Source organism: Bradyrhizobium sp. RD5-C2, assembly GCF_019972155.1.
Classification (GTDB): domain Bacteria; phylum Pseudomonadota; class Alphaproteobacteria; order Rhizobiales; family Xanthobacteraceae; genus Bradyrhizobium.
On record NZ_BOVL01000010.1, the window covers coordinates 424492 to 440710 of the forward strand.

A 16219-nucleotide genomic window follows, 5' to 3' on the forward strand; every position below is an offset into this window, starting at 1 on the left:
CCATGAACGCAAGTACAATGACACTGCCGGGAAGCCTGGCTTACGATCGGATAACCCGGGTGCTGGGCAGCGCCTGGTTCCTGCTTCTGGGACTGACCGTGACATTCAAGCTCGGGGCATCCGCCGGCGAGCCGTGGCCGTCGCTGGTGTCGAGCCTTTGCCTCGGCGTGTTTTACCTGATGCTGGCAGTGCTGGTTCTGACCCGGGCGCCTGCCAAGGCGCACGCCGAAGGCCTGCTGCCGAGGATCGCCGCATTCGTCGGCACCTATTGGCCGTGGACGATCACGTTCTTCGCCAAGACCGAAGGGGCGGTGCCGAACCTTGCGTCAACGCTTTGCGTGTTGACCGGCATGATCATGATCCTCGTCACCATCCGGCATCTCGGACGGTCGTTCAGTCTGGTGCCGCAGGCACGTTCGGTGGTGCAGACCGGTCCGTACCGGTGGATCAAGCATCCGCTCTATCTGTCGGAAGAGATCGTGTTCCTGGGGGTCGTGCTGCAGCACCTGAGTCTGGTGACCGTGGCCTTGCTGATCCTGCACATCGGCATCCAGGTTTGCCGAATTCTCTACGAGGAGGACGTGCTTCGGCGCAATCTTCCCGAATACTCCAGCTACGAGGCGTCGCGCTGGAGATTGATCCCCTACGTCTGGTGAATGGCCATGCCCCGCAGGGATAATCGTGTGAGCATTAGGCGTACTCTGATCGCGGATCAGCGGGGCGCCGTCGCGTTGGAGATGCCGATCGTCTACCTTTTTCTGCTCATGATTGTCTTTCTGCCGCTCGCTGATCTGGCGGCTGCCGGCTACCAATATGCATCGGCGTGGGACGCGCTGCGCGCGTTCGGGCAGTCCATCCAGTACTCGCCGCCGCCCGATGTGACGAACTCGTCGAGTTGGGCGACCGCCGCGCTCGCCAAGGCCGATTCACGTTACCCGATTACGAGCATTCAGCTCATCTGTGGCGACGGCAATTCCGCGTGCTCGGGCGCCAACACTGCGTCGCCAAAGTACTATTCCTACAGCACAACAGTTACCCTGAAGCCGATGGTGCTGAAGACGATGTTGTGCACCAGCGGCAATACCAACACCTGTTCGTTCACGTTGCCTTATACCGAACGGTTTCAATAGGAGTGTGCCATGCGTAACGTGCTCCTTTGCCGCCGAGGATCGGTCGCATTCGCAACCACGGTTGCAATGATACCCTTGATCGGCGTGCTCGCGCTCGGCGGCGAGGCGGGATCCTGGTACGTCACCCAGCAGCGCGCGCAGAATGCTGCCGATGCTGCGGCCTATTCGGGTGGCCTGCAAAAGGCCTGCCAGATAGGCGGGACGTCCTGCTCCATAACGAGCAATAATGATGTGACCTACCGTGGCAAGCAATTTGCTGCGCAGAACACGTTCTGCAATTCGGGCGATACGTCCTATCCCGGCTCGAAGTGTCCAACTAGCCTTCCGAGCGGGATCTCGCAGAATGTCCAGATCGCTGAGCTCACTTCGTGGGGCGGTACAGCCGGGCAATACGTTCAAGCCAAGGTCAGCCAGACGCAACCGACGTATCTGGCGAAGATGCTCGGGCTTTCCACAGTCACCATCGGCGCGACAGCCGTTGCCAAGGTGCAGGGTGCAACCAAGCCGCCATGCGCACTGGCGCTGACGGGCACGATCGGCTTCCAGGGCAGCCCGAACATCAATGCGCCCAATTGCGGCATGGCGTCGAACGATACCGCCAGCAATGCGCTCGACTTCACTGGCGGCGGGATGTCGATCAATCTCGGCTCACTCTCGGCTGCCGGCGGGTGCTCGGGCGCCTCGTCATTCTGTAACACCGCGTACACGTATATGCCGCCGGTCACCAATCCATTCTCTGCGTTGGACAGCGTGACGCTGCCAACGCTCGCCAGTTGCTCTAGTAGCAGCAGCCTGACAGCGTACTCTGCGGCTACACCGTGCAAGAACAACAACGTGAGCTTGACGGGAAATGGAGCGCTGAATCTGACGGGGGGTGTCTACTTCATCTCTGGAACGCTGACGCTGAAGGGGAATTCATCGATCTCGGGGACGGCGCTGTTCATCCTGCTGCCCGGCGCAAGCTTCAGCATGAAAGGCACCGGCACGATCACGATCACGGGCAACGCCTCGGTGACCAACTCACAGGTTCCGAGCGCGCTGCAGCCATACCTCGGCCTATTGTCCTATATGGCGATCTACGATCTGAGCAACGTTGCCGTGCAATTCGGAGGCAACAGCAACATCAATCTGAGCGGAACGATGTACGCGCCGAATGCATCCGTGACCTTCCAGGGCAATCCGACGATCGATCTTGGGGGCGGAAGCGGGTGCGGTGAGTTGATTGCGGCGTCGATTGCCTTCAATGGTAACGCCACCTTCAACGACACCGGGTGTCCGACGAACACGGTGCCCTCGACACCCCAATACGTACAATTGGTGCAGTGATGCGGAGGCTCGATCAGCGCGGTGTGATGGCAATGCAGTTCTGCCTCGTTGCCGTGCCGCTTTTTACTCTAATCTTCGCTATCTTCGATCTCGGACGCTACGCGATCACGCTGCAGTCGTTGCGCTCACTCGCGAATGCCGGCGCCCGGGCGGTCATGATCAATTGCTACACCAACTCCGTCATCCTGAAGAATCAGCCGACCGGCTGCACTGGTGACCCGTTGCCGACGACCGCGGCAAAGCAGGCCGTTGCTCCGTTCCTGTTCAATGGTGGTCTCTCGCCGACGCTGAACGTCCCGGCGACTGCCAGCAGTCCGCTCGTCGTGACGGCGTCTTCGCCCAACTTCAAGATGCTGATGCCGGTCTGGGGCACCACGCTCAACGCGCCGAGCGTGACGACCAAGATTCCGTTCTGAGGAGTGCAGATTCGTTGCGCCTGATTGGGGTAGGTCGTTCGGGACCGACAGCTGGCAGGCCAGCCTCTGTCGCAAGGCCGGCTCGTGATCGTACAGACGGGATACGGAAGTGGTGCGCGCTGGCAACATCGAAGAGTTTTCTCGGGGGTTGCCATCGTTCGAATGGGCTCTTTCCTTGCAATCAAGTCGCGTAGCGGAGGATGATCTTCAAGCCGCCATTTGCGGCCTGGCGTCTGGAGCGAGTTGCGCTTTTGCTTCGAATCGGCGCGCCGGGGAATGGGAATTCGCAAGTAACTATTTGTAGTCGGACAGACTGTAAGCTCTACGGCGTGGGTGCGCTAATGGGAGTGATTGGGTCGCCGAGGCCGTAGATTTACGGGGATCGCTGTGGAGACACGGCGAGGGGGATTGGCATGATGGGAAGTCGCGTTTCGAATGATGCGGGACTTGGGCTCTTGGCCTTGAGCGCGATGGCGCTTGGCGCTGCGGTTGCCCTGTTTCATTCCACCGATCCTGCAGCGGCCGCGGACCGGCGGGCTCCGTCGTCCGGCGGCGTCTTCGTCAGCGAGATGAGCGACGTCCAGCGCGTCAGGGTAACGCTCAACAAGTCACGCACCTTCAGGGTCGAGACGGCGTTCTCGTCGATCGTCGCCGGCTCGCCCGATATTGCCGACGTGAAGTCGCTGAGCGACCACCTGATCTACGTCCAGGGCAAGAAGACCGGCACCACCAACGTCATCCTGTTCGACAGCTCGATGAAGCAGATCGGCATTCTCGATGTCGACGTGACGCTCGATATCGGCAATCTGCAACAGAATATCCAGACCGGCACGGGTGCGCGCGGCATTCGCGTGTCCGCGTCGGAAGGCCAGGTTGTGCTGAGCGGATTGGCTCCCGATGCGGTCACCGCGGAGCGTGCGATGACGATTGCCCAGGGCAGCGTTCCGAAGGACGGCATCGTCGTCAACGCGATGAGCGTTGCGGCGCCGCAGCAGGTGATGCTCGAGGTGCGCTTCCTCGAGGTCTCCCGGCAGGCGGGGCGCGATCTCGGCGTGAACCTTATGGCGGCCAACGCCAATGGGACCAATGTTGGCATTTCGGGGCAGGGCGGAGTCGGGGCCGCGGGCCGGACTCCCATTGGTGGTATCAATACCAGCACCGGCCCGTTGGGCGCCGGTGGAAGTGCTGTTGGTTCTCCGCCCACAGGCAGCCTTCCCGTGCTTGCTACGGCAGGCACGCTCATAGGTTCCGCCGGCGGCGTAGCCCCGCCCCCGTTCGGAAGCCTGCTGACGAGCATCTTGCGGACTGGCAACGGCAGTTCGGTCGACCTTCTGATTACGGCACTGGAAACAAAGGGACTGGCACGCCGGCTGGCGGAGCCGAACCTGACCACGCTTTCCGGCGACGCCGCGCGCTTCTTGGCCGGCGGCGAATTTCCGGTGCCGATCCCGACGCAGTCGGCGGCCGGCTTTCCGACCGTGTCGATCGACTACAAGAAGTTCGGCGTCGAGCTGGCCTTTGTGCCAACCGTGCTCTCGCGCGGCGTGATCAACCTCCGCGTCGAGCCCTCGGTCAGCGAGCTCGATTTCGCCAATGCGGTGACGATCCAAGGCACCACCGTTCCGTCGCTGACCCGGCGCGACGCGCGCACCACGGTCGAGCTGCGCGACGGCCAGAGCTTTGCCATCGCCGGTCTCTTGCAGACCCGCAACCGGCAGGACGTGTCGCAACTGCCGTGGATCGGCTCGGTGCCGGTGATTGGAAGCTTGTTCAGCAGCAAATCCTATCAGCAGGAAGAAACCGATCTCGTGATCATCGTGACGCCGCGCCTGGTGGCGCCGGCGGCGCCCGGCCAGCAACTGGCATCGCCGCTCGATTCCCGCCTGCCGGCCAACGACGTCGATTTCTTCCTCAATGGCCAGATGGAAGTTCGCAAGCGTTACGATGACTACGTCAATTCCGGCGGCGAGGTGAAGGGACCTTATGGCCACATCATCGCGCCGAACGCCGTCGCGCCCGTTCCGCTACCGGCTGCCGCTGCAAACCAGCCGGTCGTGAAAACCCTGAACTAGAGGAGGCGAGAGATGACTGTCAAATATCTGGCTCTGCTCGCCCCCTTGCTGCTCGGCGGCTGCTACGGCGTCTACGGGCACGACGAGATGGACCGTTACGTCCAGCGTTCCGACACTATCACGATGAGTGCCGGCAATGCCAAAGAGGTCAACGCCGTCACCCACACGATCCATCCGTGGCCGGCAAATGTCGGCGATCGCAGGATCGCGTACGACGCGCGGCGGACGAGTGGTGCGATAACGCGCTATGGAAATCAACAACGCCCGCTGGATCAGCTTCCCGACATGGGCGATCCCACGAGGGCGATGGGCCAGGCACCGCCCGTCACCACCATTCAGAATGTCAACACAACGGGATTGGGGGCAGGGACCGGAGGCTCGGTCGCCGTCGGGGTAGGAGGCGGGGGCAGGTAACGAGCTGAAGATTGGGTTCTGGCGCTGACAGTGTCGGATCGCGCCGTCGGTTTTTTGTTAGGTAGTTTCACGATGGGTTTTCGAATGACGCAGGGAAGTCGCTGGAGCTGGAACATGGGACGAGGATTACGGCGTCTCATTCCGGCGCTCGCCTGCTGCTGGCTGGCTGCGGGCCTCGCGGCCTGCGACTACACGACGCGAGAGGCCGCGATCGTTGCACCCGTGGATCCGCCGGGCGGCGACCCCGTGCAGGAGCCGACCGACGTCAAATATTATCCCTCCGATGAGCCGGTGCGGATGGGCCTGGAGCAATACAACCGCGGCAACTACGGAATCTCCCAGCGCTATTTCAAGGACGCGGTCGAGAAGGCGCCGAAGGACGTGACCGCCTGGGTCGGGCTCGCGGCGAGCTATGACAAGCTGCGTCGCTTTGATCTTGCCGATCAAGCCTATGCCCAAGCGATCCGGATCGGCGGCGAGACCGTCCAGATCCTGAACGATCAAGGCTATTCCCTGATGCTGCGCGGCAATCTGAGCGGCGCGCGGCGCAAGTTCGAGAAGGCATATTCGCTCGATCCGGGCAATCCGGTCATCGCCAACAATCTCGAGCTTCTCAACGGCAGCCGGAAGTTCATCGAGCGGCCGCCGAACAATCAGCCGTAGGATGATTGCCTCACGGGGCAAAGGTCGTTCTCAACGCCCGAGCCAGCGGCCAAGCTTCGCGTCGAGCACTGCGCTGAGAATATCGGCGTAATCATCGGTCCATGCAGCCCGCGAGCCGGGATCGACGCGCGTCCATCCCTGCTTGGGCAGGTCGCCGAGATCCCGTTCATCCCGGGCAAATGCAACCACGTCCGATGCGGTGCGCATGTCGTCGTCGGTCATGTTCGGCGGAAGCTGCGCTTTGGCAAAAACAGCGAGACCTTCGGCAGTGCCAACGGCGGCCGTCGGTGCGCGCAGCGCCATGTGCCGGTTCGAGATGTGCAGAACGATGACGCCGTGGGCGGTGAGGTGCGCCAGATATCCGGCAAACGCCTCGCGCGTCAGCAGGTGCACGGGAATGGCGTCAGAGGAGAACGCGTCGAGCATGATCAGGTCGTAACGCTCTGCAGATGTCGTCAGGGTCAGCCGTGCGTCGCCGAGTACAATGCGGATATCCGGTCCACATTCCGAGAGGAAGCGGAACAGAGCCGGGTCGCGTGCGATCCGGACCACATGCGGATCGAGTTCGAAGAAGGTCCACGCCTCGCCGTCCTGGCGATGGCATGCAAGGCTGCCGGTGCCGAGCCCAACCGCGGCCACGCGCGCCAGTCGTCCTTGCGCTTTGCGGGCTGCTGCAATCGCGTCGCTGATCGGCCCGCCGACGTAATAGTATGTCGTCGGTTCCGGTCGGCCACTGACCGGCGTCCCATCGGCATTGCGCACGCGCTCGGCGCCGTGCGCGGTCGTTCCATGCATCAGGATGCGAAATTGCCCGCTGCGATCCTCGACCACGCGATGCACGCCGAAGAAGCTGCGGACTTGCTCGATGGGCGTGAACAGGGGATCGAGCTTGGTGATCACGAAGGCAAGCACCGCAAGGCCGAAGAACCAGGCCAGCTGTCGGCGCACCAGCACCATGATGCCGGCCAGGACGATGAGCGTGATCTCGATCGGCATCGTGGCGTTGGCTGGAGCGCGAATGCGCAGTAATATCACGCCGAAGGTCAGCGCGCCCAATGCCAGACCGGGGCTACTTTGTCGCAAGAACCGGCCCGGCCCGCCGTCAAACGCACCGGGCATGACCAGTAGCGCAGCCAGCACCAGAATGGGATACTCGGCGACGCCGTTGAAGATGTGCGGTGCGACCAACGCGGCGAACAGTCCGCCAATCATGCCGCCGAATGAGGTCCAGAGGTAGAATTCCGTCAGACGTGCCGGCTGCGGACGTTGGCGATAGAGCTCGCCATGACAAGCGAGCGCGATCACCAGAAAGCTCGCGAGATGGATCGCGAGCAGGACGCCAATATACTGCCGAACCACCATCGACGCGGTGGCGACAAGGGCTACCGCAGCGAACGGCACCAGCTTCAAGACAAGCCCGTGCGCGACCCAGGCACGCTCGCGGAAGATCGCCACGAAGGTCAGAAGATAGAGTGACAGCGGCAAGACCCAGAGGAATGGTGCTGCCGCGAGGTCGACCGAGATCGCCGCCGTGACGGCGACCACGAGACCGGCCGGAATCGCAGCGAGTAGCGTCCACATCGTGCGTTCGGCGATCGTCGGAGCGCTCGCCGTGCCCGCGCTTGCCTGGTTGATCGTGGGCTTGCCGGCGCCGGCGACGATGACCGCCGCAGCCACGATCAGCCCGGTCAGAAGGAAATAGCCGAGCGACCACATCCCAATCTGGGTGCGCAACGCAAACAGCGGCTCGATAACGAAAGGATAAGTGAGGAGCCCTGTGAACGAACCCAGATTGGATGCCGCATACAGCAGGTAGGGATTGGCAGCCTGCGGATGACCGCTCACCGCGAACCAGTTTTGCAACAGGGGGGCGGTCGCGGCGAGCGCGATGAACGGCAGGCCGATCGATGCGGCGAACAATGTCAGCAGCCAGAGCTCGAGCCCTTGCGGCGGCGCAGCCTCGAAGCCATGAGCGATGCCGACCGGCAGCGTGGCGGCGGCGATTGCCAGAAAGCCGAGATGAACGAGGGCCGATGGTCCGGGCGACAATGTACGGCTGAGCAGGTGGGCGTAAGCATAACCCAGCAACAACGCCGACTGGAAGAAGACCATCGCGACGGACCAGATGGCTGCGGCACCGCCGAGCCGCGGCAGCACCATCTTTGCAAACATCGGTTCGATCGCGAACAGCAAGAGCGCCGAAAGGAAGAGCGCCGCTGGATATATCGCGGGCGCGAACCGCAAGACTGGTGCTGATATGGCCCGAAGATTGACCTGGTCATCAAAATGCATGGCGTTCTGAAATTGCTCGCGGCACGCGGTGCAAAATTGCCGACAACTGAAACCGAGAAAGCTGTGCAATGGTACGCTTGAAAACGGCCGAGGATAACATCAACGAGCGGATTCTGGAAACGGCTGGCTATTGCCGTCGCGGCTCGATCGCGCCGTCTCCTGCTCGCTTCCCGTGAACCGGCGGCCGGGCGCGATCCCTGGGAGACACCGCTCGGACCCGCTGCGGCGCTGACTGCGTGCTGGGCCGCGCGCGCGGTGCAATGAAGGCCGCTTGCGCCGATTTAGTTCGGCATCAGCACGGCATCAACGCGGCGGCTGCTTCGTATGCTGATGATGATCGCGCCGTTACGGGTCGCAAACCTCGCACCGACAAGGCGCGGAACCTTCTGCGTCAGCGGTGATGGCAACGGGATCATTCCGCCGGTGATGGGATCGCCGACATTGATCATCGTTGCATCTGCGCCGGCCGAAGGGGCGGCCTTGATGTATTCCCTTATGATCTGAATCTCTTCTCGCGAGAGGTTGAGTGCAGCCTGTTCGCTGCCGGCGTCAGCGGCCTTCTTGTCCGCCTCAAGCTTGTCCTGCGCTTCGTCCCGTTGGGCGGCCTCGCGCTTCGCGGCGTCCTGCTCGAGCCGTGCAAGACGGTCCCGCAGCGGGACCAGCTCCCGCCGCAGCGCGGCGTTGTCCGACTTCAGCGACGAGATCCGGCCGAGTGCAATCGCTGCCGCAACGCACGCAACGACTGAGATCAGGCTGAGGCATGCAACGGCCAGCCCCGTCATTCCGACGCCACTCGCCGTTTTCCGGTCCGGCACCTCGCCCTCGGAGCGCCCCCGCCGCGCCCGGGCAAGTCGCGGCATGGTGGCGCCGAGGCGTTTGACAAGGCACGAGAGCCGAGAAGCGTTTTGGTCCGTCTCGTGAATGGAGCCGAATGCCGGCTCCGGGATGATCGGCGCGCGCGGGGGCGGGTCGGGTGCTGCCGTTGCGCGGCTTGCGCCCAAGATCGTGCGATCGGCAAGGCCTTCTTCCATCACGCGAAGGATTTGCGGATCAATCGCGTCGGGCTGTTCGACGACAGCTTCGCTGATCGCATCGCGCGGGTCGGCCGCGACGATCGCCACGCGCTCCGCTCGTGGTTCGCTGAGCTCCTGCTCGCCGAGCTCCTGCTCGACGCGGGACGCTTCGAGCTCGCGCCATAGCGCGAGGCCGGAGTCCGTGATCTGCAGCCCGGCCTCGTTGATCGAAGCCCAACCGGATTGGAACACGTCGGCGTCGCCAAGCTCCGACGATCGCTTCAACTTGGTGGCTGCATCGCCCGCCGCGATCATGCGCTTGACTTCGCGGCTGACCTCTTCGAGCGGGATCCGTTGCTCGGGTCTTGCGGCCAGCACGCTCAAGATCGCCAGATTGAACCTCATGTGGCGCCTCTCGATGCCTCGGCAACCGGTCGTGCAGCCGCTCCGCTCTCGTGCGAGTGATGTGCGAACCGCAGAAGAGGCGGAAGCGGATCAATCATGCCGGCGCGGACGAGTCAGTGAGTGATGCGAGTGTAGCGGCTCCCTCAGAGGCAAACAATGCGCCTTCCGGCGCACGACAGATGGATAAGTCTGCCTGCGAACGAGACGTGTCAGGATCACGTCCGCCGAAGTGCCTCAGAGAAACTCGCGAAGCCTGGAGAGCTCGATCACGTGCTCGGGCGACAGCACATCCGGCACGAGGGGAGGCTGCGACGTGGTGCGGATCTCGTAGAGATGCCGGGTCTTCTCGGGCTTGCCCATGAAGTCCCGGATGCATTGGTCGAGCGTTCCGTTGACGATCATATAGGGCGCACGATCCTCTCGCCTGGAATTGCCGAGAGAAGGCCATTTGTAAAGCGAGGCCGCAGCCTGGAAGTCCACCTGATGAGAGTGGTCGGTCATTCCTTGATGTCTACCCGAAAAAGCCTGTTCGTCAAACAACGCCGGCTCATGAGCGAGCCGGCGCAGCAGGACGCGACGGCCGCGCGTCGTGATGTTCGTCTTCGGCAGAGAATGCCCGTGGATGTCGAGCGACCTGCCCACTGCTTCGCGGTGATTCCTTCGACAGCAGCCGCCAACCCGCTTGGATGCCTGGCACAACAGCGCGCGCCCAACGTTCGCCGGCAGACCGCCAGTGCCCGCGGCCGTCCCTGGTCGACCGAAGTTGAATATGTTCTTGTTTTGTTCTTTTGACTGCTGTAGCGTCCAGGCACGAGCAATCTTGGTCAGGTCGGGGATGAACGCCTTGAGATGGCAGCCGCAGCCACCATCCTTCACGCGGACCTGGATGCGTTCTACGCGTCGGTCGAGCAGCTGCTCGAGCCGTCGCTGCGAGGCAAGCCGATCGCCGTCGGCGGCGGGGTGGTGCTCGCCGCGTCCTATGAGGCCAAGGCCTTTGGGGTCTACGGCGGCATGTCGGGACGGGAAGCTCGCCGGCTCTGCCCGCAACTGATTTTCGTCGGCGGCCACTTCAGCGACTACCAACGGCTGGGTGACGCAGCCATCAAAGTGATCGGCGACTTCACGCCGCTGGTCGAGCGCATTTCGATCGACGAGGCGTTTGCCGACGTTGCCGGCTGCACGCATCTGTTCGGAGCGCCCGCCGAAATAGCCGCGGCGATCCGGCGGCGCGTGCGCACGGAGCTCGGCCTTGCGATCTCGGTGGGCGTCGCGCGCACCAAGCATCTGGCGAAGATCGCCTCGCAGGTCGCAAAGCCCGATGGGCTCGTCGTCGTCAATCCCGACGCCGAGCTCGGATTCCTGCACGAACTGCCGGTTGAACTGATGTGGGGAGTAGGGCCGGTCACCAGGACGCGGCTGGACGCGATCGGCATCTCGACGATCGGTCAACTCGCCGGATTGCCGGAGCGGTCGCTGACGCGGTTGCTCGGTCCGGTGGCAGGCGAGAAGCTCGCGGCGCTGGCCTGGAATCGCGATCCGCGCCAGCTCACGCCGCATCGGCGCGCGCGATCGGCGGGAGCACAATCGGCGCTTGGCCGAAAGCCCGCGATCGAGCAGGTCATTCGGCCGACGCTGCTTCATCTCGCCGATCGCGTCGCGACGCGGCTTCGGGCGAAATCCCGGCCCGGACGAACCGTGACGGTGCGCGTTCGCTTCGCCGACCTGAAATCGGTGACGCGCTCGATAACGCTCGATGCGCCGGTGTGCACCACAGTGATCCTCGCCAGGCTCGCCGAGAAGCTGGTGCGCGCCACGCTTGCCGACCACCCGGGCGAAAAGATCATCTCGCTGCTGGCCATCTCCGTGTCGCATCTCGAGGAGCATTGGGATCTTGCGCTCGAGCTGCCGCTCGGATTGGCCGATCAGGCGCTTCGCCCTGGAAGTCCGATCGGGATGGCGCGCTGGGCCGCAGACTGTGCCATCGACAAGGTCCGCGATCGTTTCGGCTGGGATGCGATCGGATACGGCTCGGCAGCGCTGGAGGTCGTTCGTTCGGTGCCCGACGACTTCCGCAAGCTGGCCGAGAAGGATCTCTAGCTCTTCGCAGGTTCACCGGTTTGTCATTGCATTAAGAAAACGCAATCTGGAATCGCGGGCTTGTGAGTGGTGGCCGGGCGCGCCCGGTCTATCCTGAGCACGCGGAGGATAGTCATGAAATTCAGCTCCGAACTGATCCAGACGATGCGCGATGCGCTCGACACGGTGATGGCAAGCGTGCCGGCCGACCAATCGGTGTTCGGCCTCAAGGCGGCAGTTGCCGAATCCATCCTGCGGGCCGCGGCGCACGGCCAGACGTCGTTCGACGGGCTCGTGACGGCGGCTTCCGGTCAGCTGCAATCGATCATCTCGATGCTGAGCTAGAAGGGCCAGATTGCGCCCAAGCGTCACCGACGGCTCGCGCAGAGCTTCGTTGAACCGCTACGATGAACCCATGCCTTCCCCGGTAATGCTGGTCAGGGCTTCGTATCCGGATGGCGTCAGTTCCCGGCTTCTTCTGCTGAGCTCGGCATTGACGGATCCGATATTCTCGGCGGCACCCTTCGTCTGGTCGCCTCGAAGAATCTGGATGGAGGAAATCTTACCGTTCGCCCAAAGCGACCTGATCTCCTCAAACAGCTTTTGATAGGATTCCATCACGTCGCACGGCTTGCGACGTGACGCTGCACAGCTCGAAGGACGGGGATGACGAAGGCTTCATCGAAATTGCCGATTGCCCTCGCGATACTCCGCGTTTTTACCGTCGAATAATCGTTCGGCGCTGTGGACGTCCGCTCCGAAAGTCGATGGATAAGTCGGTCAACGCTTTGGCTGACAATGCCCCGCCGCCGTAGAATCGACCCGATTCGGAGGCGCGCTTCATATGACGTTCCAGACCCGCCATCCTGGCGATGTCGTTAGGTTGATGGTTCACACGGTCGAGGCCGTAAGGACCGGTCGGCCGCGCGTCTGGTGGCGACAATGACGCGAGGCTATTGGGAATTCCGCTCCAAGGGTGGCACGTTTCGCATCGTGCCATCGAACGGACGGTTTCACTTCTTCTTCGAGGAGGAGAATTTGGGATCGTATCACTCGGCAGTGGCGGCGCTCAACGATCTCCTCGGCGGGTATGCCTATTATCCATCTGCCCGCGGGCTACCGTTTGAAGTCCCGGAGTGGACGTTCGTCCGGACGGGATAAAGAACCGGCTCGCGCACGCTTTGCGGTAGAAATACGGCACCAGGCTTATGTCGTTCCATTGGGTTACTCGGACCAATGCCCTTGCTGTCCAAGTGAGCTCAAGCGCGCCGAGCCGCTTCCCTCCTTGCCTGAGCTGAAGTACGCTACCCGCTTTCCCATTTGCGTACTTCAATGACCGCTCAGGTGGGATAGCTATTGCCCCTGGTTCTGGTTTCGGTCGGATCAGATTTGTATTGATACGGAGCGCCAAAATGGACTCCACGCTGGACAACAAGGCTGGGGAAGGGCGGCTCGCGAGCTTGGACGAGCAGCTTTCGAACCTCGCGCGCGAAGCGGGAGTCAGCCCTTCGAGCCCACCGACCAGCATGAAAGTGCCTCGCGCGCTGCTAGAAGCGATTCCACGATTGGGAGATTGGCGCTACCCGGCCGCCGTTGGTCTTGTACTGCTGGCATCCGTTGGTGGCGGTGCTTGGTGGTGGTCCTCCGCTGGTACAGCGGTCGTACCTTCCTCGAACCCTACACCGTTGACACAAGTCCCACCGAAAGACATTGCGCCGACCTCCGTCGCACCTTCTCCCGACCTGGCACAGCAGCTCGGACCGATGGCGCGCGATCTCGCAGCCCTAAGGCAAGCGGTCGAAAAGCTGCAGTTGAGGCAAGACCAACTGGTTCGCGACAATGATGGCGTGGCAAAGCAAATCGCGGCGGGCCAGGCAGAAATAGCACGCAACAACAATGTCATCGACGAGATCAAGGCTGTCCAAAGTCAGATGGCGCAAGAAAGCAAGACGGTCACCGAGCGGCTCAACGCAAGCCAGGAGCAATTGGCCCGTCTGATCGCTAACGCCTCACCACCAAAGGTGGAGGCTGAAGCCCCTGAGCAGACGTCAGAGCAACCAAAGGTAACCCCACAAGAGCAGCCAAAGATAGCCTCCGACGTACCCTTGCCGCGCCCGCGGCGGCCGACCAATGTCATCCAGGCGCACAAGCCGGCGCGCCCGCAAGCCAACAAGCCGCAACCGTCGGCATGGCCGTGGTCAGTGCGCTAATCTGCGAGACCGCCATCACGACAAGCCGTGCGAGGAGGCCGCGGTCGCTTTGGCTGCGGCCTTGAACCCAATCTTAATCAGTGCCCTAGAAACAGGATCTTCGCCCTAGAAACAGGATCTTCGCCAGAGGTTCGCCATAACGCCGGCCTCGGCCGATCGCCGCGATCGCTCTCATCCTGGAATGAGTTACAGGGCCGCACGGGCCAACCTCGCGGCAATAGCTGGTGACATCGAGCGGAACCCGCAGCGCGGATGGCCGAGCTGTGAGAACTGTCTGGCTCGACGTCATGCAAGGCGCGACTTCGGAAGGTCGACTACCTCGAGGTCTTTACCATATTTGAGGCCGCGGCGTGGTTCGCGGAAATTGGGGTGTATCGGCATAGGCCTTGCAGTCTGGGCAATGCTGGGAATTTCAGTGTCCCAGTTAGGAATAAACCGTCCCCGGCTGTGTATTTTTGAGACCGGCGGACTGACCAATTGGGAGGCATGGTTGAACTTCACCGCACATGTACAGTCCAGATTCCTGGTTCGGAAGGGAAGCACCGACTGGATGGTCTATGATCGAGAACTCAAGGGGCCGGCGCAGCTCGAAAGAGGTGGCCGCTTTGCCGAGAAGCTGACGAAAGAGCAGGCCGAACACATCAAGCAGGCGCTGACCGACGCTCTACCGGCGTCTGCGGGCAATGCTCGGGTTTGGCGGTGATCGACCGCCTCGTCGCGACGTGTCGGCGAAACAGACCGCGAACAAATGACGCCTGTGTTACCTAGTAAGGTATATGAACAGAATGAGACCTCGGGGAACGAGGCTGGGCGACACCTTCGTGGAACAAGCTAGGCCATAGCGGAATCCGACTATGATTGCCGAGCGTTAAGGACCGCCATTGCCTGGTGAGCCTCTGGAACAAGCTAGCAACTTCTCGAGACGCTTGTTCTTCATTCACATGCTGCCGCCCGACATTGCGGTCAAAATCCGCGTGATGTCATCATCTTGCGGAGGAGGTAACCCGTTCACATTACCTTCGACGTACTATGTGCTAGGCCATTCGTCCTCAGACTCTGGATCGCCAATTGTTCTTCGGTGAGGCGCCGCTCGACGAACTCCCTCTCTTGTTCGGTTAGGTTGCCCTTGAGCAAGCGACGATAGCGCTGGACATTGTTCCCGTAGACTTTCAGGCGCATCAACTGCTCGTCGGTCATCTTCGTCTCCATGCGAGACCGGCAATGGGCAGACAGCCCCCGGCCATTCCCAACAAAATTGCAGAGAGCCAGGAAAATCTCGCCGCTGTCTCTGCGCCGCTTCAATGATTTCGGTCGTGGCTTTGCGCAACCATTCCTGGCTGGAAGGTGACGATGCGCACCGAATAGCTTCTCTGCACGGAACGGCGCGGATCAGCGTCTCGCGATGCGTACTCGCATCGTCACCGGTCTCGCGCGAGGCGCGACCCATCCAGCACCATAAGGCCTCCCGCAATAAAAATAGATGCCTTGGTCCGCATCTTGCGAGCGATCGAAGGCGTGCAATGAACAATTTGCTCCCGCTGCAATGAAGCGGATGTAGATTAGTTACCCTTCTTTGCAGAGAGTGGGCTGGAAATTCCGAGGTATTCCGTCGAGCGTGAAATGTGCGCAACGCCGTCGCGGAGCCACCCTGACTCACGATCAACTCGAGCAATTGCGTTGCCACTCGCTGATCTTGGTTAATCGGGCGCATGGTGCAGATCATGAGATCACGCGGCGTGCTGCACTCGGATGCGGACAGGCCGGTGGCGAGCCGGCACTGCAACCGGCTCGCCTCAGCTGCGCCGGTAGTCGTCCTCGATGCGGATGATGTCGTCCTCGCCGAAATAGCTGCCGGTCTGCACCTCGATCAGCTCGAGCTGAATCTTGCCGGGATTCTCCAGCCGGTGCACCGCGCCGATCGGGATGTAGATCGACTCGTTCTCGTGCACCGTCTTGACCAGCTCGTTGACGGTGACCTGGGCGGTGCCGCGCACCACGATCCAGTGCTCGGAGCGGTGATGGTGCTTCTGCAGCGACAGCCGCCCGCCCGGCTTGACGATGATGCGCTTGACCTGGTGGCGGTCGCCATTGTCGACCGACTGATACGAGCCCCAGGGGCGATGCACCTTGATGTGGTTCTCGGTCACCCCGGGCGCCGCCACTTTCAATTTCGCGACCAGCCGCTTCAGCCCGTTGGCGTCC

At 62.1% G+C, this 16219-nt stretch carries 18 protein-coding genes; 12 read left to right on the top strand and 6 right to left on the bottom strand.

Features of this window, described 5'->3' with window-relative positions:
- Positions 1–2: 2 nt before the first annotated feature.
- The 7 genes from BraRD5C2_RS12655 to BraRD5C2_RS12685 all read left to right on the top strand — a co-directional run bounded on the left by BraRD5C2_RS12655 (position 3) and on the right by BraRD5C2_RS12685 (position 6021).
- Positions 3–656, top strand: coding sequence for a methyltransferase family protein (locus tag BraRD5C2_RS12655; protein WP_223968766.1), 654 nt, complete (start codon positions 3–5; stop codon positions 654–656).
- An 81-nt stretch (positions 657–737) separates the two neighbouring features.
- Positions 738–1130, top strand: coding sequence for a hypothetical protein (locus BraRD5C2_RS12660; protein ID WP_223968768.1), 393 nt, complete (start codon positions 738–740; stop codon positions 1128–1130).
- A gap of 9 nt (positions 1131–1139) precedes the next feature.
- Positions 1140–2456, top strand: coding sequence for a pilus assembly protein TadG-related protein (locus BraRD5C2_RS12665; RefSeq protein ID WP_223968770.1), 1317 nt, complete (start codon positions 1140–1142; stop codon positions 2454–2456).
- On the top strand, positions 2456–2872 hold the full coding sequence (locus tag BraRD5C2_RS12670; protein ID WP_223968772.1) for a TadE/TadG family type IV pilus assembly protein: 417 nt from the start codon (positions 2456–2458) through the stop codon (positions 2870–2872). The genes BraRD5C2_RS12665 and BraRD5C2_RS12670 overlap by 1 nt, the downstream gene beginning before the upstream one ends.
- A 413-nt stretch (positions 2873–3285) precedes the next feature.
- Positions 3286–4944: a type II and III secretion system protein family protein gene (locus BraRD5C2_RS12675; RefSeq protein ID WP_223968773.1), complete on the top strand. Its 1659-nt coding sequence runs from the start codon at positions 3286–3288 to the stop codon at positions 4942–4944.
- A 12-nt stretch (positions 4945–4956) separates the two neighbouring features.
- Positions 4957–5358 (top strand): hypothetical protein, encoded by a 402-nt coding sequence (locus BraRD5C2_RS12680; RefSeq protein WP_223968775.1) that lies wholly within the window; start codon positions 4957–4959, stop codon positions 5356–5358.
- A gap of 114 nt (positions 5359–5472) precedes the next feature.
- Complete coding sequence (locus tag BraRD5C2_RS12685; protein WP_223968777.1) at positions 5473–6021, top strand: tetratricopeptide repeat protein; 549 nt, start codon at positions 5473–5475, stop codon at positions 6019–6021.
- A gap of 30 nt (positions 6022–6051) precedes the next feature.
- On the opposite strand, the gene BraRD5C2_RS12690 is transcribed toward BraRD5C2_RS12685, so the two are convergent.
- The 3 genes from BraRD5C2_RS12690 to BraRD5C2_RS12700 all read right to left on the bottom strand — a co-directional run bounded on the left by BraRD5C2_RS12690 (position 6052) and on the right by BraRD5C2_RS12700 (position 10607).
- The gene (locus BraRD5C2_RS12690) at positions 6052–8193 is read right to left on the bottom strand and encodes a fused MFS/spermidine synthase (RefSeq protein ID WP_223968779.1); all 2142 of its coding nucleotides are present in this window, start codon (positions 8191–8193) and stop codon (positions 6052–6054) included.
- A 401-nt stretch (positions 8194–8594) separates the two neighbouring features.
- Entirely contained in the window at positions 8595–9731 is a 1137-nt protein-coding gene (locus BraRD5C2_RS12695) for a hypothetical protein (protein ID WP_223968780.1), read from the bottom strand.
- Between the two features lie 234 nt (positions 9732–9965).
- A complete protein-coding gene (locus tag BraRD5C2_RS12700) occupies positions 9966–10607 on the bottom strand; it encodes a hypothetical protein (RefSeq protein ID WP_223968782.1) in 642 nt (213 codons plus the stop codon).
- Between BraRD5C2_RS12700 and dinB the strand changes: the two genes are divergently transcribed.
- Positions 10581–11828 (top strand): DNA polymerase IV, encoded by a 1248-nt coding sequence (gene dinB, locus BraRD5C2_RS12705; RefSeq protein WP_223968784.1) that lies wholly within the window; start codon positions 10581–10583, stop codon positions 11826–11828. The two genes, BraRD5C2_RS12700 and dinB, sit on opposite strands and share 27 nt — an antisense overlap.
- Before the next feature lie 114 nt (positions 11829–11942).
- On the top strand, positions 11943–12152 hold the full coding sequence (locus BraRD5C2_RS12710; protein ID WP_223968786.1) for a hypothetical protein: 210 nt from the start codon (positions 11943–11945) through the stop codon (positions 12150–12152).
- Positions 12153–12209: 57 nt separating this feature from the next.
- Here the strand turns inward: BraRD5C2_RS12710 and BraRD5C2_RS12715 are convergent, their stop codons facing one another.
- A complete protein-coding gene (locus BraRD5C2_RS12715) occupies positions 12210–12425 on the bottom strand; it encodes a hypothetical protein (RefSeq protein WP_223968788.1) in 216 nt (71 codons plus the stop codon).
- Between the two features lie 324 nt (positions 12426–12749).
- On the opposite strand from BraRD5C2_RS12715, the gene BraRD5C2_RS12720 reads away from it, so the two are divergent.
- From BraRD5C2_RS12720 to BraRD5C2_RS12730, 3 genes are all read left to right on the top strand, one after another.
- Entirely contained in the window at positions 12750–12968 is a 219-nt protein-coding gene (locus BraRD5C2_RS12720; protein WP_223968790.1) for a hypothetical protein, read from the top strand.
- A gap of 251 nt (positions 12969–13219) precedes the next feature.
- A complete protein-coding gene (locus tag BraRD5C2_RS12725) occupies positions 13220–14017 on the top strand; it encodes a hypothetical protein (RefSeq protein ID WP_223968792.1) in 798 nt (265 codons plus the stop codon).
- A 490-nt stretch (positions 14018–14507) separates the two neighbouring features.
- Positions 14508–14720: a hypothetical protein gene (locus BraRD5C2_RS12730; protein WP_223968794.1), complete on the top strand. Its 213-nt coding sequence runs from the start codon at positions 14508–14510 to the stop codon at positions 14718–14720.
- Between the two features lie 305 nt (positions 14721–15025).
- On the opposite strand, the gene BraRD5C2_RS12735 is transcribed toward BraRD5C2_RS12730, so the two are convergent.
- Both BraRD5C2_RS12735 and BraRD5C2_RS12740 read right to left on the bottom strand, forming a co-directional pair.
- Positions 15026–15214 carry a hypothetical protein gene (locus BraRD5C2_RS12735; protein WP_223968796.1) on the bottom strand — a complete coding sequence of 63 codons (189 nt, stop codon included), beginning with the start codon at positions 15212–15214 and terminating at the stop codon, positions 15026–15028.
- A gap of 596 nt (positions 15215–15810) precedes the next feature.
- Positions 15811–16219, bottom strand: a 409-nt coding sequence (locus tag BraRD5C2_RS12740; RefSeq protein WP_223968798.1) for a cupin domain-containing protein, incomplete at its 5' end; no start/stop codon positions are given.

Bases quoted from the DNA above. Each gene is read 5' to 3' on its own strand.
- BraRD5C2_RS12655 (WP_223968766.1), top strand. From the start codon at position 3: ATGAACGCAAGTACAATGACACTGCCGGGAAGCCTGGCTTACGATCGG.
- BraRD5C2_RS12660 (WP_223968768.1), top strand. From the start codon at position 738: ATGCCGATCGTCTACCTTTTTCTGCTCATGATTGTCTTTCTGCCGCTC.
- BraRD5C2_RS12665 (WP_223968770.1), top strand. From the start codon at position 1,140: ATGCGTAACGTGCTCCTTTGCCGCCGAGGATCGGTCGCATTCGCAACC.
- BraRD5C2_RS12670 (WP_223968772.1), top strand. From the start codon at position 2,456: ATGCGGAGGCTCGATCAGCGCGGTGTGATGGCAATGCAGTTCTGCCTC.
- BraRD5C2_RS12675 (WP_223968773.1), top strand. From the start codon at position 3,286: ATGATGGGAAGTCGCGTTTCGAATGATGCGGGACTTGGGCTCTTGGCC.
- BraRD5C2_RS12680 (WP_223968775.1), top strand. From the start codon at position 4,957: ATGACTGTCAAATATCTGGCTCTGCTCGCCCCCTTGCTGCTCGGCGGC.
- BraRD5C2_RS12685 (WP_223968777.1), top strand. From the start codon at position 5,473: ATGGGACGAGGATTACGGCGTCTCATTCCGGCGCTCGCCTGCTGCTGG.
- BraRD5C2_RS12690 (WP_223968779.1), bottom strand. From the start codon at position 8,193: ATGTTTGCAAAGATGGTGCTGCCGCGGCTCGGCGGTGCCGCAGCCATC.
- BraRD5C2_RS12695 (WP_223968780.1), bottom strand. From the start codon at position 9,731: ATGAGGTTCAATCTGGCGATCTTGAGCGTGCTGGCCGCAAGACCCGAG.
- dinB (WP_223968784.1), top strand. From the start codon at position 10,581: ATGGCAGCCGCAGCCACCATCCTTCACGCGGACCTGGATGCGTTCTAC.
- BraRD5C2_RS12710 (WP_223968786.1), top strand. From the start codon at position 11,943: ATGAAATTCAGCTCCGAACTGATCCAGACGATGCGCGATGCGCTCGAC.
- BraRD5C2_RS12715 (WP_223968788.1), bottom strand. From the start codon at position 12,425: ATGGAATCCTATCAAAAGCTGTTTGAGGAGATCAGGTCGCTTTGGGCG.
- BraRD5C2_RS12720 (WP_223968790.1), top strand. From the start codon at position 12,750: ATGACGCGAGGCTATTGGGAATTCCGCTCCAAGGGTGGCACGTTTCGC.
- BraRD5C2_RS12725 (WP_223968792.1), top strand. From the start codon at position 13,220: ATGGACTCCACGCTGGACAACAAGGCTGGGGAAGGGCGGCTCGCGAGC.
- BraRD5C2_RS12735 (WP_223968796.1), bottom strand. From the start codon at position 15,214: ATGACCGACGAGCAGTTGATGCGCCTGAAAGTCTACGGGAACAATGTC.